Origin of the sequence: Gelidibacter gilvus (genome assembly GCF_004115975.1) — a bacterium.
In the GTDB taxonomy this organism is placed as follows: domain Bacteria; phylum Bacteroidota; class Bacteroidia; order Flavobacteriales; family Flavobacteriaceae; genus Gelidibacter; species Gelidibacter gilvus.
This window is the reverse complement of sequence record NZ_SDDZ01000001.1, coordinates 618,914-636,479: the sequence shown is the minus strand read 5'-3', so window position 1 is coordinate 636,479 and position 17,566 is coordinate 618,914. Positions and strand designations below refer to the sequence as shown.

Sequence of the window (17,566 nt, the reverse complement as noted above, 5' to 3'; positions counted from 1 at the left end):
TCTTGAAGTTGATTGGTAAAATTGCTCACAACAATGCGTATAAAAAAATAGTATATTAAGTTTTTTAATAATTACAAACCTCTGTGTATGAGCTACTTTTTATACACTCGTACATTGGAAACTGCCTTCTATATTATGTTTTAAACTTCCATAGTAACGATGTTTTAATCTGGAATTTGTTTTTGGCGGGCGTATATTTTTGTAATATACCTCTTATCAGAGTGTTCAGATCTTGTCATATTAGTACTTAATTCTAATCTGCTTTTTGACTTATCAAGAAACTTATATGCGTAAGAAGATGCTTCATATTTATAAAAATCTAAATTTACTGAATCTGGATAATGTAAGCGTATATAATTATTGCCATGTGTTTTTTCTATTTTAAAAGACCCTGTCCTAATCAAAGGGTGAGTTTCATTTCTTTTTACATATTTTTTTGAAAAAGTACTATCGCTATTAATTTGAAACAAGGTATAATTACCTGTTTGTGAAGTATAAATTGTTTGAGAAAATGTTAAATTATAGCTTTGCGTTGAATAAAGTTCTTCCTTCGTAGAATATTCTTTCCATAAACCTTCTATGTCGTCTAATTTATTATTGTCTTCATCATTAACAATATCTTCACTACTACTTTCATTATCAATATCTTCAAAACCATTATCATTATTATTACATGATAAGGTAAAAAGAAATAAAATTAAAATTAAATGTGGTGATTCAAATAAATATCTACTCATAATTAAAATTTTAATTGTTGATACAATTCGTATGTTTTCTCAAGTTTATTCTTTTAATCATATCTTTTTTATTTTCGTCTTGTCGCTAACTTATTGATAACAAGCTAAATATACGGATAAGACCCAAATTAGTCAGTATATCCACATTTTTAACGCCTTAATTGAGTTAGCAATATAATCTAATTTCAAATTTTTTATAATTTAATCAATTAGTTTATCTTAATGATGAAACCATCTTTGAGGTAAACTACCTTGACATCCAAATTTATAGTAAATATTGGATGGAATTTCAATTGCAGTAGGTTTATTTGATTAAATTTAGAATTTTTAATTGGGTTTAACCTTTTCAGTGATTATTTTGAAAAAGTTGGTTCAATATTAGCATCCTATCTTTTCTATTCTTCCTATTTGTTGCGTCGCTTGTATCTTATTATCTTTTTCTATTAACAAAAAAATGGCTAACTATTGGATTAGATGAGAGTGAGAAAGATGGGGCAGTATCAATTTTAGCAATTATAGTTTATGGTTCAATAATTTATGCTCTCTATTATTTCATATCTCTCTATAGTGATGAAATTGAATCTGTTTTCTTAAGCCTAATAAGAATTATTGTTGGCACTTTTATAATTTATGGAATCCTAATTGTATTTTTTGAAAAAGCACTTAAAGCCATTAACTTAACCACAAAAAACCTCTAATCCTATTAGCAGTATCCCTGATATTATGCATCATTATTGACTACCTTTTTAGAGACATTATAATTTCATGGTTAACGAGCAACCGGTACTATTTAGTAGGAGGAGTTGTATGGATTACCTTAATTTCTATTATTGATAATAAAAAAAACCCAACCCCTAACTAAATAGAGGCTGGGCACTACTCAACTCAAAAACCAATGATAGTCTCCACCACCATTGAGAGTCTTAGCCAACCCACTTGAGAACTCAAATGCGTTGACATTTCTATCCAAGAAGGTATCTATATAAGAACTCTTATTGGCTTGTGTAAACAGGTTAAAAACACTCCATAGATTAATATCTCCATTTTCATTTCTACAAAAGCTTTCATCATGGTAATAGTCCTTGGCAACAGTTGTAATCTGCCCATCATTAAGTAGCAATTCTGGAATTTCAAGTTTATCCTTCTTAGGTAAGTAATTATAAAGCCTTGATTTTCCAATGAGCTGGGCAAACTGATGTTCTGTTAGATTTTCATATGATAACTGCTTTAAACTATTGAAATGGTTTTCAGCTTGATAAGCATATAAAACCTCTAATAGTTTTGCCCTCATCCCACTATAACTATCAGCACGCAAGTCCTCCACATACCCATCACTTGAAACACACATATTACAACATACCAAGTTTTGAAAACCTATAAAGAACTTGAACTTTTCAAAAGACTTTTTTGAGTATAAGTTCTCTTGATTATAAGCCCTTACCCCTCCAATGGTCAGAGCAATCTCATTACCATTAATAGTTTCTGTTATACTTGGAATACGCATTATAAATGCCATCCTTTCATAATAGATGGTCTTCTCATGGTCCAAAAGCTCCTTCACAGACTTATTGATGGCAGAAGGTGTTCTACCCTTAATCTGATGACTTACTCTAATTTCTGGAGCATCAAAAATGTGATTAGGAAATACCTCTTGTGCACATTCTTGAGCTATCTCTATAAACTCCTGATGTGCTATTGTCCTCTCATTATCTTTTGAGAAAACTGGAATGACACAATCCTGTTTTAGATGCTGTATCTCTATATCAATAGTATTAGCTTCAATAAATGGTTTAAGCTTGAATAGAGGCTTCTGAGGTATATTTAAAACTCTATCCTTTCTTTCCCCTAGAGATACTTGATTTAATTGTAATTCTTGCCTAGGCATTATGACTTGTAGTTCCATTTGTACTAAATGTTTTAGGGTTTAACAATGATTGTTTTGATACAATGGTATCTTTTTGAATCTTGAAATCATATTCAAGTTCTTCACGCCAATTACCATAATGGGCATAAAGCTGTCTTAAGGACTCCAATTCTTTGCACTCTTTAATCCTTTCTCTGGCTTCTTCCAGATTAGAACCACTATTGCACCAATCCAAGATTTTTCTTCCTGTTGAGGTGTTAATTGTAAATTCAGGTTTACCAGAAAACAGATTTGTCCTGTCCTTACTTGCTACAGCAAAATGTTTGATATCTATATCAAACACTATAGTAAACTCATAATCTACACCATCTCTTTGAATTGCCTTAAGCCCAACTTTTTCAGGTATATACTTTCCATCTTTTTGTTGAAGCACGTAATCCTGTTTGGTTCTCATGGTTGCAATAATATGAGCAGGAGCTTGAAGTATCTTGTCCATGAAAGCTTTTTGCCTTGGAGTTACTTTGTTCCAATTGGTAAAACTATTACCTGGCAATTTGGAGTGAAAATCCAATAATTCATCCCATACTTGAGATATAGAGTCTAATATAATCACCTCCATGTTGGCTCTTAAACACACATCAATTGCTTGAATGTACTTTTCTGGTGTAAATGGTGGCTCTAAGGTGAGCACATTATACTGACCTAAGTGGGCATACAAATCTGCTGAACCATTTTCAGTATCTATTATAGCTACCTTGGTTAAGTCTTTATTTGTAAGTCCTTGTGCCAACATTAAACTGGAATATGTTTTACCACTTCCAGCACTTCCTTGTAGAGCTAATTTTATCTTAGCTCTTTTACGTTCTGATTGTCTTAATTTCATTATTTATAAATTTTAAGGTTAATATGTAATTAGTTTAAACTGAAAAAGCATCTTACTGAAGTAGTAAAATGCTTTCTTTTTTTTATGATTTTCAAGAAATAGCTATTAGCCTTAATCTTTCTTTTGGACTTGTATGCTATTTTTCAAACCCTTAACTTTGTGTAGCTTTCAGTACAAAAGATTAAGCTCTTTGCAGACTTCCTCGTCCAGAGCTCCTGCGTTGCTAAATTATATAATTTTGAAGGGGTAGGAGATTATTAAGAGGAGGGGAAACTTTTGTGAAAGCTTCAGAACCAAATCATATTGATTGGAATTTAGTTAGCTATTCTGTAAGCATACTCTTCAGTATCCTCTTCTAATAATTTCTCCATTGCACTATCCAGAACCTCATTTTCAAATTCCTTTAAGTAAGCCCTTGTTACATTAACATTTTGATGTCCCATTGTTTCTCCAATTACATCCATTGAAATTCCAGCATACTTTAAATTCGTTGCAAAACTATGTCTGATGGTATAACTAGTTACATTAGAATTTATTCCTTGTATTGAGGCAATCTCCTTTAATTGCTTGTTAAATTTTTTCAAGGTTTTTAACTTTCTATTTTCAATTTGAATTGGTGTAAGTTCATCACTTAAAAGAATAGGAAACACATATTCAGTCTTTCTGACCTTTTTTCTATAAAAATCAATTACTTTTTTAACAGGTGGCATTATTTTAACTGAAAACCTTCCTTTAGTTTTTGACCTTTTATATAGAATTCTATCTTCCTCAATGTTTGACCATTTAAGTTTCATCATATCTACAAAGTTCATACCCCCTGTGTAATAACTGAATACCATATAATTCTGAGTATCCATTAAATGAGGATGTTGCTCTGTATCAAGATTCTCCATTAGCTTAATTTGCTCTCTACTTAGAGCTTTTTTAATATTATTACTCTTTAGTTTGGACACCTTATAAATTTTAAATGGATAATATTTTTCATTCGTAATTCCACGTTCTATTGCCTCATTAAACAATGCTCTTAGTTCTCGCATCTTTACACCAATACCTCCATCCTGATTACCATTAGTTCTCAAATATGTTTCATATCTGAAGAGTAAATCAGGTGTAATTTGATGGAATTTTAATGATTTACTCTTATGGAACTTAAAAAATGAAGTATATGTATCTTTATGAGCTCTGGCATTCCCAGTTCTGCCCACTTGAATTAATTCCTCAATCTTATGATTCCAAAATTGGGAAACTGTCATATTATTCTTTCTGACGCCTTTCATTTGCTCTTCAAACTGTTCTAAGGTAAAGTCAGTATCAGTTGCCATAAAGTCATCAATAATCTTGAGAGCCTTTTGCTCAAGTTCTAATATAATTCTATTCCTTTGGTTCCAATTTGGATGACTTCTTTTAAATTTATTTGCTTTATCATCCCAATCCGCTAAAGGTGTAGCTATTCCTAAGCTTATTAATTTGGATTTTCTGTCCTTTACAATGCGCATAACTATAGGACACTCTCCTTGAATATTTGGTTTTTTTCTTAATAGTATTTTGATACTTGCCATAATTTTTTTGATTTTATTGAGAGTTATGAATTCCCCATATAGAAAGTGGAGAATACCTTACTCTTTGATTAAAAATTTATAAGTTGTAGATATTTATCCCATAAAAGTTGTCTCAAATATCTTTTAGTTTTGAGAAGGTCATATTTACCAAGCAAGATGTTATAATCTCTAAGATGCCTCATTTTAGTTGTTCCAGAGTACCTATTTATAGTGGTTTCCCAATAGTAGGGATTATTATAAATCATTAGTCTATTTAAATCTGAAGTAGCTATTTGAGTTTCATCAATATGGTCTACTATAATTAGTTCATCAAACCTTTTCATTAGATGTAAGAATAATAGCCTCAGTTTGTATTTGTCTTTTAAATGATCCAATTTAAATATGCCAAACTGCTGAAATTCTACTGCCTTCTGAAATCTAATTTCAAATCTCAACAGATTTTGAGATAAATTATACTGCTTTGCCTTGTCATAGATTTTCACAACATAATTATGATGGTCAAATTGCTTTAGCTTACCCCTTCCATTAAATAATCTATTGTGATTAGGTGCTTTTGCCTTATGCATCAAAACATTATTTGTAATAATTTCTTCGGCTGGTATTGGTGTACTTAAATTAAATCCAAATTCAAATTGCGTAAGGTTTGCATTAGTTATATCAGTCAATTTTTGATTAATATGTTCTATCATCTCACATATTGCAGAGTAAGAAAAATCATTATAATTATGAGTTACTCCTAAATGTATATTATTGTATGACTTATGAATTGAATTAAACACGTAAGCATACTTAGAAGTAATTTTAACCTCCATTTCATTAAAACGTGTTCTATAAGGGTATTTAATTTCACCCGTGTGATAACCATAAATGGTATCAAGTTCAGTAAAGTTCTCCTCTTGACACACGAAGTGTTCAAGCATCACTTTGTCTCTCCAAAATAGTCTTAGATAGTCTACCATGACCCATTTAGTTTTGAGTTAAGAGGTAGATGAAGTTTTTCTAATATTTCACAATCTGGAGCTACTCTTCCCATTTCAATCCATGCATCAACTTCAGTTCTTTTGAAGTAAATTTTTTTACCTCCTGGATTGTAATGTGGTATCTCTCTCCTACTTGTGATTTTATAAATGGCAGATTTAGAAAGCTGTAAATAATCAGCTAATTCCTCTACTGTCATAAAATCTTTTAAAGGCTTTAAAATATCAGCCCAAATTTCTTGTATCTGTTGTATTTGTTCTTGTGTAAAAACTATTCCTTGAATGTTTTCCATAATCTATAAGATTTAGGAATGTGCGCACATTCTGATTAATAATTACACAAAGTAAGGTGGAAGATTACTCTAATATTTTGATGTGTAAGGAGGGTGTAAGATGAAGTGTAAGATTACTATAGATCTAAAATCTGTTGTAGTTCCAGTTTTAAACTTTTTAGCTTTTCGCTGTCTTTAAGTCTTTTTTTACTTGTGTTGTAGTTACTCTCTGTCAAAACCAGTCCTTGTTTGGTTAAGAATCTTTGAGATTTTTCTATTGTCTTTGGATTTAGGGAAGTAAAAAAAGGTCTTAAAGATTCTAAAAATGTTATAGCCAATCCATTGTTACAACTAAACTGAATAACTACACTTTTATCACTTGGGTTTCTGAGAAAAACATCCAAAAAGGTTCTTTCATCTACAACATCATACTCTATCAATTCAAGCCTATCCGAAAGGTCATATAAATCTTGAAATAACTTTTCAGAAACAGCATCCTTAACTCCAAAATAAGATTGCTTTTCATTTATAACTACTTTTGAAAATGGTTGAATTTGATATCTAAGCAATAAATGACTTTCTATTGACTTTATAGCTCTTTTCAATTCAGGATATGTTGGGTATACTTTATCTGCCTTTATAAAGAGGTAATGAAGTTCTTTACTTATATTTTTCAGTAGAGCATTATAGGATTCTTCTCTTTCTGATTTTTGATATATTAATTCATCAATGGAACTAATTGCATCCTTGATTTTTTCTAAAAGCTCCAACTTATGTTCTTTATAAAAATCATATGTAACTAAACCCTCTATAGAATCATTTGTACTTTGGTTATAAAATAATTTAAAGTACTTGATTATACCCTTTTCTTTATCAACAGAATCTACATATTCTGAATATTTAATTTTAATCTCTTCAATAGCAGTATCTTTTAAAAAGGGGAGTTTATTGAACTTTAGAAGTTCTTTAAAATAATCAAGTATAGTATGTGGAGATATTTTAGTCATTCAGCTAAGCAAATATAAAAATGTTTGACCTATGTTTGACCTATACAAAAAACAAAAGCCACTCAATTTCTTGAATGGCTTTGTCCAATTACGCTCCTCTTCTTGGGCTCGAACCAAGGACCCTCTGATTAACAGTCAGATGCTCTAACCAACTGAGCTAAAGAGGAAGGTTAATTTATATGTTTTTAAGCTATCTGATCATCCAGAATATTGCTTGTTGTTTAAAGAACGTTTTCCGAAGCGTTTGTCGCACTAAGGAATAAGATATAATACCTTATTTTGAGGATGCAAATATATTGCTATTTTTAACTTCCGCAAACTATTTTGAAATATTTTTAATCAGTTAATGCTTTAAAAATATCATTCCCATTGGCAAACAATACTAACATGATGATAATCATGAATCCAATCACTTGGGCACGCTCTAAAAACTTTTCACTTGGCTTGCGTCCAGAAACAATTTCGTACAGTAAAAACATGACATGACCGCCATCTAAAGCCGGAATTGGCAATAAATTCAGCACCGCCAGCATAATGGAAAGGAAGGCTGTAATGCCCCAAAAATATTCCCAGCTCCAAACACTTGGGAACACATCATAAATGGCTTTAAACCCACCTACACCTTTATAAGCGCCCGTACTTGGACTGAAAATTAATTTTAACTGCGTAAAATAGCCTGTTATCTGACTGGTAAATTTATCATAGCCAACCACAAAGCTTTCGCCAAGCGTATAGTCTTTCTTAACGATATCAAAATAACCTAATTCGGCATATGTATTAAAAGGCACGCCACCGGTCTCAATGCCCAACAATCCGTTTTCGTCAACTTGGAGATTGATCTGTTTCGCCTGGCCATCTCTTAAGATTTCCGCTGACACCGTTTGTCCCTTAAAAGATTGCAATACGTTTTGAACCTGATCAAAATACTCTACAGATTGGCCTTCAACGGTCTTGATAAGATCTCCTTTCTTTAAATCGGCTGACTTGTTTAAGGAAGTATCACTGACTTTGGACACCAAAAAAGGCAGTCGCAATTCAAATAGCCTTCGGTTTTTACTGGTTGAAAGTTGCCCTAAAAAATCTTCAGGTAAGGCTATGGTTTTTTCCTCACCATCACGCTTAACCGTAATTTCTTTGGCGCCAATTAAATTTGCCCTGACCTCCGATTCGTTGACCACTTTTGTATCGTTAATCTGTACAATGTGATCACCGGTCTGGAAACCTAAATCCGTAAGCAATGGATTGTCTACTAGATAGCCATCTTTTATGCTCGCCGTGGCAATATCAGTGTCTCCATATCCAAAAGACATAAACACGTAAATTAAATAGGCCAAAATAAAATTGACGGTGACGCCACCCAACATGATTATTAAACGTTGCCAAGCCGGTTTAGAACGGAACTCCCAAGGTTGTGGTGGCAGAGCCATTTGTTCCTTATCCATGCTTTCATCAATCATTCCAGCTATTTTGACATAGCCACCAAGCGGCAACCAACCAATACCATAGACGGTGTCGCCTATTTTTTTCTTAAACAAACTATACTTGATATCAAAAAACAAATAGAATTTCTCTACGCGGGTCTTGAATAATCGTGCGGGTATAAAATGCCCTAGCTCGTGCAACACGATAAGCAGGGACAAACTCAATAAAAATTGAGAAACTTTAATTACAAACTCCATTGATCTCTTTTCAAAAAAATTATAAGGCACAAAAGTAGTCTTTTAAGCCCATTTAGAAAACTAATCCGATTCTATTAGCTAGTTTTTTAACAGCGATTTATTAATGCTGCCCTTGTTTGTTTGGAGTTCCACAAAAAATAGGCCTGTAGATAGCATAGACACATCAATACTTGGATTCCAAACCGATGTGTAAATAAGTTGACCGAGTGTATTATAAATCCGAATTCGATCCACGGTTAGGAGCTCCGGTTTTTTAATATGGAGCGTTTCTGAAACTGGATTGGGATAGAAAACAATTTCCATGTCCCTAGGACGCTCATCCGTGCTTAGAACAACGGTATTGTTCTTTGATATAATATCAAACTCAGGATTGATCAATACCTCAGCAACTGTGAAATTAACGGGATGGGTGAAACTTTCTAAATCGACCGTTTGATCTAAAATCAGATCGAGAGTTTCTCCAGCTGTGCCAACCAATCGTATGGGTAATTGCACTTCAAAAAAGGAGACGGATGCATGGCTCTGAATTTGTTCTAAATTAAATTCTATTTCTGTAGGAGAAGCTTGTGCCCATTCCAAGTTGAAACTAGGATAACCTTCCCCGTAAAGCCAATCTCCAAAAAACTCAGATAAATCCTCACCAATGGTGCTTTCCATGATCCTGATAAAATCTTCAGATTTGGCGTACCCATAGGCATGATCTGGATGGTTTAAATAATTCCTCAGGCCTTGAAAGAAATCCGTGTCTCCCAACTTTTTTCTGAGCATGTGCAAAACCATCGCGCCTTTATTATAAGACAAACGCTGATTAAAAATTCGGTTGACACTCAACGTATCCGCATCAGTCAAATAAACTGCGCCAGCAGGAGCATTCGTAACGGACGTAACCATTTGCTGTTTCCAATTTTTAAACGGAATAGCACCATCTAAATTTTCTACTACAAGGCCAGACATATAAGTTGCGAATCCTTCATTGAGCCAAACGTCTTTCCAACTGCCGCAGGTCACTTTATTTCCAAACCATTGATGGCCGAGTTCGTGTGCAATTAAATTCCGTCCAAAACTTCCCATAAAGGAAACCGTGGTATGCTCCATCCCGCCACCCCATCCAAATTGGGCATGGCCGTATTTTTCATCGGCATAAGGATATTCGCCAAAAAGAGTACTGTAGAGATTCATGATATCCAAAGTTACCGGAGTTTGGGCTTGTACGACTGCCAATTGTTCTGGGTAAACGTAATTTATAATCTCAAAGGGGTTGCCGCTATTGGAAACGGTGTCAGAGTACACCGCATAATTAGTAACGGCAATTGCCACCAGATAGGCTGGAATGGGATAATTATGTCTAAAATGAGTGGTTTTACTGTTGGCATGTATCACTTGTGATTGTTCCAAACCATTGGAAACTGCCACATACGCATCGCCATCAGCATTGGCTAAAGGGGAAGTAATATACACATCAATGCTATCGATTTTATCTATAAGGTCTTGCTTACATGGCCACCATCCTTTTGCGCCGTAAGGTTCAGAAAGTGTCCATAGAACTGGCTTTCCTGCATGAGTATTGACCTCAAAGGAACCAAATCCGGAGCTTACAGGGTTCCCGGAATAGGTGATGGTCAAGGAATCCAAAACACCAATATGTTGTTCTTGTGAAAGCGTAATGACCACTTCATCAGTACTGTTTTGAGAAAACAGCAACGGATTTCCACGTTGTGAAACTTGCGACACCGTCATATTGGTAGTCAAATCAAAGACGATTTGGTTTAAATTGGATGTCGCCTCAAAATAAGTGGTCACCTGGCCGTTTATATAGGCTACTGCAGGATCTACCTCAAGCTCCAATCGGTGATATTTTACATCATAATTGCCTGTATTGGCGTTGGGACGGAATTGCATTCGGTTTAAAGCGGATTTCAACTCTGCTTCTCTTATCTCATTCATTTGATGATCTTGAGCGTATAATGATGAAAAAATAAATAAAAAAAGAAGACTTATACTGTTTCTCATATCCCAAATTTTAAGATTAAAAATACCCCTTTTGATTCTTATCTGTTGTACTTTTGTAAACAAATCACACACAACATCCTCAAAATCATTAAAAATGTTATCTTTTTTTAGAGAATATAAATTTTTTGCCATCTTTTTTTTCTGCTTATCTGCAATCATCATGACCATCATGTACAAGGTACTGCAACCTAAAAAGGTGCTTCCCATTTACCAGCCTTCCATGGTGAATTATGAAATGGTGGACAGCACCATTCAGTACCAAAGTAAATATCATAAGATTGCCGATTTTAGCCTGGTCAATCAAAATGGTGAAACCGTAACCCAGAAGAACTACGAAGATAAAATTTATGTCGCCGATTTCTTTTTTACAACCTGTCAAACCATTTGCCCAATCATGACGGACCATATGGTTCAAATCCAGAATGCCACACAAACGGATGAAGATGTGATGCTGCTCTCCTATTCCGTGACGCCACAAATTGATGATGTAGCGCAATTAAAGCGCTATGCCGTTGAAAAAGGTGTGAATGACAAGAAATGGAACTTAGTTACCGGTGATAAAAAACAAATCTATGAACTGGCCAGAAAAAGCTATTTGGCAGTCAAAACAGATGGTAATGGCGATGAATATGATATGATCCACACAGAAAACTTCATGCTCATTGACAAAAAGCGACAAATCCGCGGTTATTATGATGGCACCAAACCTGATGATATCGAAAAGTTATTGAAGGATATTAAGGTGTTGAAGGGTGAAGGATAGAACGGAGGGAAATTGAGGAGTTTTGATTAACGATTAACGATTACTGATTTTTGATTAACGATTAACGATTGAGGATTTTTGATTAAGATTATAGGATTTAAGATCAGTAACAGAACCCTTAAGAAACTTCTTTTCTAAACTTTGAATACCGAATGTTGAAGTTAGAATTCCCGGACTACTCTTTAAAAGCTATGACACAGAGGTTCACAAACCTGCCTATCGGCGAGGCAAGGGAGACACAAAGCTACCCCAAAGACATAAAATTCCCATCCGGACTATCCACTGTCCTCTATTAACTATCCACTCTTCGCTTTTGAAATCTTAATCATTTCCCGCAGATTTTTGCGAAAACTCCCCTCTACTTACTCCTAACTCTAAACAAGAAACCTTAAGAAACTTCTTTTCTAAACTTTGAATATCGAATAATGAAAGACCTCATGGTTCATTAAATAAAATGAAACCGACAGAATTTGAAACATATGTTGATAGCTTAACCGATCAGCATAAACCGAAATATAAGATAAACTATTAACCAGAAAAAAGGCAACCTTATTCAGGCATGCTCAATGCACAAACTTTAAACTTTAAACCTGAAACTCAATTAGGACTTCCGATGCGGCAACAACGGCGGCGGTTCGCCATTAAACGGATTCCACCTGCCGATGGTTCGGGCTTCCATTCCGGCAGCACTGACCACCGCCCTGTCGCCATAACGTTCGCGCATTTTATCAATAGCGGTGTTTAAGTTGAGATATTTGGTGTCGTCGTCAAACAAATTGACCTGATGCCCGCCTTCTACCAAATGGCTGAATTTAACCCCAATCAGTCGTACTAAAAGTCGGCGGTTATAAAGTTTTTCAAACAAATCGAGCACTACAGGAATGATGTTATGGTCCATGGCACTATACGGAATGCGTTGCTGCTGTGTATAGGTCTGAAAATCAGAATAGCGGATTTTAAAGGTGATACATGCCGATAACTTATTGCCGCGTCGTAATTGATAGGCTAGGTTTTCAGCCATCGCAATGATAATACCTTTCAATCTGGTCACATCTGTGGTGTCTTTATTGAAAGTGCGTTCTGTGGATATGGATTTGCGTTCTTGATATTGAATCACTGGAGAAGGGTCAATGCCGTTGGCTTTGTTCCAAATGCTCAAGCCGTTTTTTCCAAGCACTTTGTACATGAGTTCCATGGGCATTTCCTGAACGGTCCGGATTTGTTTGATCCCCAAATCGCATAAAGATTTATAAGTGACATCGCCAACCATCGGGATTTTATTAACGGATAACGGTGCCAAAAATGGTTTTTCATCACCTGAGAGAATACGGATTTCATTATTGGGTTTTGCTTCTCCAGTGGCAATTTTGGAAACGGTTTTATTGAGCGACAATCCAAACGAAATAGGCAATCCGGTTTCTTTGATGATGCGTTGGCGCAATTCAGATGCCAATTTGTGGCACCCGAAAAACTTGTCCATCCCCGTCAAGTCAATATAAAACTCATCAACCGATGTTTTTTCATAAAGAGGCACGCTGTCTTTGATGACCTCCGTAACATTTTGGGAAAACTTGGTGTAAGTACCGGCATCCCCACGAAGAATGATGGCTTCGGGACATAATTGTTTTGCCATGCGCATGGGCATCGCGGAATGGATGCCAAATTTCCGTGCCTCGTAACTACAGGATGCCACAACGCCTCTATCACTCGTGCCGCCAATAAGAACAGGTTTTCCAATCAGGCGACTGTCGAGCAGGCGTTCGCAGGACACGAAAAAAGTATCTAAATCCATGTGGACTATGGAGCGTTGGTGGGTCATTTTTTTTTTAAAAGAATTAAGACTGTTTTTAGAAGAAGGGTGTTTTTGCGAAAGAAAATCAAGATTTGTTTTCGACTCATTAATGAATAACGTTTTTTAGATACATTATTTTACTAGGTGTTAGAGTTGCCTTTCAAATACATTTCAGGGGTCATTATGGCTAATGTGCTTTTTTTAAAATCTTTTATATTCCTTGTCAAAATGACTTTGATTTTTCCTTTTCCTATAGCAGAAAAATTTTGTAAAGCATCTTCAAAATCCTTGAATTGAGAATTTAGCGCATTTAAGACAACTGTTTTATCCATCTCAGCAATGTCGATAATGGTTAGAAGCTGTTTTAATCTTTCAATAATTATCTCATGCTTCCCAATTTTTCTCAATAAATAATAAATATTTGAAATTGCTACAGGAGTTATAAATCCTTTTATTTTTTGTTCTTCACATAAGCTCAAAACCTTTGCGGCATATTCGGAATAGGGTTCTCGATCAAAGAAAAAATCCAATATGACATCGGTGTCTATAAGTACATGATCCATTTTATAAGTATTTTTCTTCTAATCGTTTCACTAATTCTTTCTTGTAATCTATTTTTTTAGATGTTTTAAAAGAGCCTTTTAGGGATTCTACAATTGGATGAAGAGTTTTCTCGCTTTGTTGACGTTCTTCCATGGTTAATATTTTGAGATAATTTTCAATAATATCGGATAGACTACGATTTTTCTCTTTTGCATATTTTTTTGCCTTTTCTATGACTTTCTTTTCGATTGTCAATGTCAATTTCGTACTCATAACTTGTCGTTTTTTATAAAGATAGCAAAAAAACAAATGCACGTATATTATTTAATATATTTATACGTATTTTTAATGGTTTTATAGGTCTCGACTTATCTACCTATCGGAAGCGACCGTATAAATATGCGATCTTTTAGATTTTAGTCTCCCTCTCGGCATCATTCCGTCCTGAAAGTCCTCTTCCTCTCGGGAAGGGGATTTAGGGGATGGGCTTTTATACCTCGGATCTTCAATTACCGCCAAGTGCTCCATGCTGCTCACTTCAATAGTTACGCAGTCGAATTCAATCATCACTTTGCCCGTAATGCTGTAAATACCTTTACCTCTAAATGGAAATCTCGCTGCCACCGGTGGAAAATGAACGGTGTCTACAAAATCGCCATCACGATCTAAAAAATTTCCAAAATGCATGATTTTACCGCTGGTCGTCTTGGTGTTTTTGGCGGTGATGAGGTAACCTTCAATGGTGACCGTCTTTCCTTCCAAGGATTGCAAATCTTTTGCTCGCAATGGATTTACAGAACGTTTTTCCAAGAGATGAAACGGATTGCAAAGTGGAAATCCCAACAACTCAATTTCGTCAAAAGCATTTTCTAAGGCTGTACTCGGCAATTCGGGCGTTTTATAATGGATACGTTCAGTTTTAAAAAGTGTGACAACCTGTTCTTGCGCCACGTGTTTACTGATTTTCAAATGCGCTTCCCAGAGCAGTTCGCGTTTGTTGTTTCCTGTAAATCGGAAGGCATTGATTTTTATCAAAATTGAAATCTGTTCTATGGAGATCGGAATCCGTTCAATAAAGTCATCCAAACTTGAAAAATCTCCATGTGTCTGGCGTTCTTTCACGATGCGTTTGATGGTTTTAGATTCCAAGGATTGCAGGAACATAAATCCGAGGTAAATGGTTTTGCCATGAATGACGGTTTGCGTAAAACTCGTGTTGATGCATGGTGCTTCTATGATGCCACCATCCATTCGCGCTTCATGGACATAGAGTTCTGTGCTGTAAAATCCGCCAAAATTATTAATGGTTGCCACCATATATTCCAGTGGAAAATAGGCTTTCAAAAACAAACTTTGGTAACTTTCCACCGCGTAGGACGCCGAATGGCCTTTTGCAAACGCATACCCGGCAAAACTTTCAATCTGTCGCCAAATATCTTCAACCAAATCATCGGGTTTTCCTGATTTTTTACAATTGTCAAAAAATTGTTGTTTCACTTTCATGAACTCATCACGCGATCGGAATTTTCCGGACATGCCACGACGCAACATATCTGCTTCTCCAAGCGTGAGGCCGCCAAAATAGTGTGCTACTTTTATAACGTCTTCTTGATAGACCATCACGCCAAAGGTTTCTGGCATGAGATCGAGCAAGACTTTGGGTGCATCCTTTCGGCGATCTGGATCGCGATGCCGCAGAATATATTCCCGCATCATGCCACTTTTGGCAACGCCAGGACGAATTACGGAACTTGCCGCCACCAAGCCCAAATAACTATCCACTTGCAATTTGCGCATCAACATGCGCATGGCTGGTGATTCTACATAAAAACAGCCGATGGCTTTAGCGTTTTTAAGTAAATATTTGATGCGTGCATCTTGTTTGAACCGTTGGATATTATGGATGTCGATTGGTGGTTTTTCGGGATGGTTATAGGCAACAATCTCTGTGGCTTCCTTGATTTTACCAAGGCCGCGCTGGCTTAAAATGTCAAATTTGTACAGACCGATATCTTCCGCCACGACCATATCAAATTGAGTGGTAGCGTAACCTTTTGGCGGCATAAAAGTAGCGCCATAGTAATGAATGGGTTTTTCCGAAATAATAATACCACCGGCATGAATGCCTAAATAATTAGGAAAACCTTGAATATACGTACTGTATTTAATAACGAGTTGCGAGAGGTTGTCCAATTGATTAATATGGTATTTCCCTCTGGTGAGCATGTCCATTTCCGATTTTGGCAAACCAAACACTTTCCCCAATTCCCGCACGGAAGCTTTAAACTTAAAGGTGTTGTACACGGCAATCAAAGCGGTATTTTTAAATCGGTTGAAAATAAAATCGGTGATATCATCTCTGTCTTTCCATGAGAAATCAAGGTCAAAATCGGGTGGATTCTGTCTGAAAACGTTAATAAATCGCTCAAAATAGAGATCGAGTTCCACCGGATCCACATCGGTTATCCGAAGCAAATAAGCCACAATACTATTGGCACCACTGCCACGGCCTACGTAGAAATAATTCTTGCTGCGGGCGTATTTTAAAATTTTCCAATTGATCAAAAAATAGGATACGAACCCTTTTTGTTCAATGATGGACAGTTCTTTTTCGATACGTTTGAAAATACGCTCTCCAGGGTTTTTATACCGGTAGTGAATTCCATCATAGGTCAGCTTTTTAAGTAATCTAAAATCCAATGCTTCATTATGGGTGTAGCAACGTTGGTTGTTGGGATTTTCATGTGAAAAGTCAAAATCGATCTGGCATTTTTCAAGAATGGACGCTGTGTTCTTTAAAAGTTCGGGAAACTCATTATAAGTATCGCATAATTCCTGATACGGCAACATTCTGTCCGTTTCTTGTCCCTGCTCACTTTTAGCGAGTTTGCTTAACAAAGTATTGTTGTCAATCGCTCGTAATAAACGGTGGGTGTTGAAATCCTTTTTATTCTGAAATGACACGGTTTTTAAGACGACCAATTTGTTCCGTAGGGTATTCCATTTGGAGAATTTGAGATGGTTCAAATCCTTGGGTTTGATGCCCAAGAATTCGTGCTCCCTAAGTTGGTATGTTTTTTTATGGATGTACGGGTAGATTACAAAGACATCTTCCAATTGGGGAGCAATTTCAGGGATTTCCAATTCAGAGTCGTGCAAGAATTTGGAGAGGTAATCGTTGATGTTCTTAAACCCATTGTTGTTTTTGGCAATAAGGATAAATTGCTGTTGGACACCATTCCTAAAATCAATGCCCAAAACCGATTTGATCTTATATTTTGAGGATAATCTCACAAAATCCAGACAGGCGGATGTGCTGTTGATATCTGTCAATGCTAAGGTCTGCAAGCCATTTTCTGAAGCAATGGCAAGCAACTGCTCGGGCTTAATCGTGCCGTAGCGAAGGCTGTAGTAAGTGTGGCAGTTGAGGTACATTTTTTCTTATTTATTGATATTTTTCAAAGTTAGCTATTATATGTA

Annotated in this window: 14 protein-coding genes and 1 tRNA gene; 1 reads left to right on the top strand and 14 read right to left on the bottom strand. The window is 35.6% G+C overall.

Translation table 11 applies throughout. The features are described 5' to 3' along the window. Positions 1-164: 164 nt before the first annotated feature. From ESZ48_RS02745 to ESZ48_RS02700, 10 genes are all read right to left on the bottom strand, one after another. Positions 165-737 carry a hypothetical protein gene (locus ESZ48_RS02745; protein WP_129015763.1) on the bottom strand — a complete coding sequence of 191 codons (573 nt, stop codon included), beginning with the start codon at positions 735-737 and terminating at the stop codon, positions 165-167. Between the two features lie 880 nt (positions 738-1,617). Continuing rightward, positions 1,618-2,640, bottom strand: a complete 1,023-nt coding sequence (locus ESZ48_RS02740; RefSeq protein WP_129015762.1) for a DUF3871 family protein — start codon at positions 2,638-2,640, stop codon at positions 1,618-1,620. Further along, positions 2,615-3,484: an AAA family ATPase gene (locus tag ESZ48_RS02735; protein WP_129015761.1), complete on the bottom strand. Its 870-nt coding sequence runs from the start codon at positions 3,482-3,484 to the stop codon at positions 2,615-2,617. The genes ESZ48_RS02740 and ESZ48_RS02735 overlap by 26 nt, the downstream gene beginning before the upstream one ends. Before the next feature lie 314 nt (positions 3,485-3,798). Beyond that, on the bottom strand, positions 3,799-5,043 hold the full coding sequence (locus ESZ48_RS02730) for a site-specific integrase (protein ID WP_129015760.1): 1,245 nt from the start codon (positions 5,041-5,043) through the stop codon (positions 3,799-3,801). Between the two features lie 68 nt (positions 5,044-5,111). Further along, positions 5,112-6,002, bottom strand: a complete 891-nt coding sequence (locus ESZ48_RS02725) for a hypothetical protein (RefSeq protein WP_129015759.1) — start codon at positions 6,000-6,002, stop codon at positions 5,112-5,114. Beyond that, complete coding sequence (locus ESZ48_RS02720) at positions 5,996-6,313, bottom strand: helix-turn-helix domain-containing protein (protein WP_223266335.1); 318 nt, start codon at positions 6,311-6,313, stop codon at positions 5,996-5,998. Before ESZ48_RS02720 ends, ESZ48_RS02725 begins: the two co-directional genes overlap by 7 nt. 116 nt (positions 6,314-6,429) lie before the next feature. Next, positions 6,430-7,299 carry a DUF6617 family protein gene (locus ESZ48_RS02715; RefSeq protein ID WP_129015758.1) on the bottom strand — a complete coding sequence of 290 codons (870 nt, stop codon included), beginning with the start codon at positions 7,297-7,299 and terminating at the stop codon, positions 6,430-6,432. Positions 7,300-7,392: 93 nt separating this feature from the next. Next, a tRNA-Asn gene (locus tag ESZ48_RS02710) sits at positions 7,393-7,466 on the bottom strand. 168 nt (positions 7,467-7,634) lie between these two features. Continuing rightward, positions 7,635-8,978, bottom strand: coding sequence for an RIP metalloprotease RseP (rseP, locus tag ESZ48_RS02705; RefSeq protein ID WP_129015757.1), 1,344 nt, complete (start codon positions 8,976-8,978; stop codon positions 7,635-7,637). A 78-nt stretch (positions 8,979-9,056) separates the two neighbouring features. After that, positions 9,057-10,988 (bottom strand): M1 family aminopeptidase, encoded by a 1,932-nt coding sequence (locus ESZ48_RS02700; protein ID WP_129015756.1) that lies wholly within the window; start codon positions 10,986-10,988, stop codon positions 9,057-9,059. A 94-nt stretch (positions 10,989-11,082) separates the two neighbouring features. On the opposite strand from ESZ48_RS02700, the gene ESZ48_RS02695 reads away from it, so the two are divergent. Further along, positions 11,083-11,751, top strand: coding sequence for an SCO family protein (locus ESZ48_RS02695; protein WP_129015755.1), 669 nt, complete (start codon positions 11,083-11,085; stop codon positions 11,749-11,751). Positions 11,752-12,352: 601 nt separating this feature from the next. Here the strand turns inward: ESZ48_RS02695 and dinB are convergent. From dinB to ESZ48_RS02675, 4 genes are all read right to left on the bottom strand, one after another. After that, positions 12,353-13,570: a DNA polymerase IV gene (dinB, locus tag ESZ48_RS02690; protein WP_129015754.1), complete on the bottom strand. Its 1,218-nt coding sequence runs from the start codon at positions 13,568-13,570 to the stop codon at positions 12,353-12,355. A 113-nt stretch (positions 13,571-13,683) separates the two neighbouring features. After that, positions 13,684-14,106 carry a type II toxin-antitoxin system VapC family toxin gene (locus tag ESZ48_RS02685; RefSeq protein ID WP_129015753.1) on the bottom strand — a complete coding sequence of 141 codons (423 nt, stop codon included), beginning with the start codon at positions 14,104-14,106 and terminating at the stop codon, positions 13,684-13,686. A gap of 1 nt (position 14,107) precedes the next feature. Continuing rightward, a complete protein-coding gene (locus ESZ48_RS02680) occupies positions 14,108-14,359 on the bottom strand; it encodes a DUF6364 family protein (protein ID WP_129015752.1) in 252 nt (83 codons plus the stop codon). 99 nt (positions 14,360-14,458) lie between these two features. Next, complete coding sequence (locus tag ESZ48_RS02675) at positions 14,459-17,521, bottom strand: DNA polymerase III subunit alpha (RefSeq protein ID WP_129015751.1); 3,063 nt, start codon at positions 17,519-17,521, stop codon at positions 14,459-14,461. Positions 17,522-17,566: the final 45 nt, after the last annotated feature.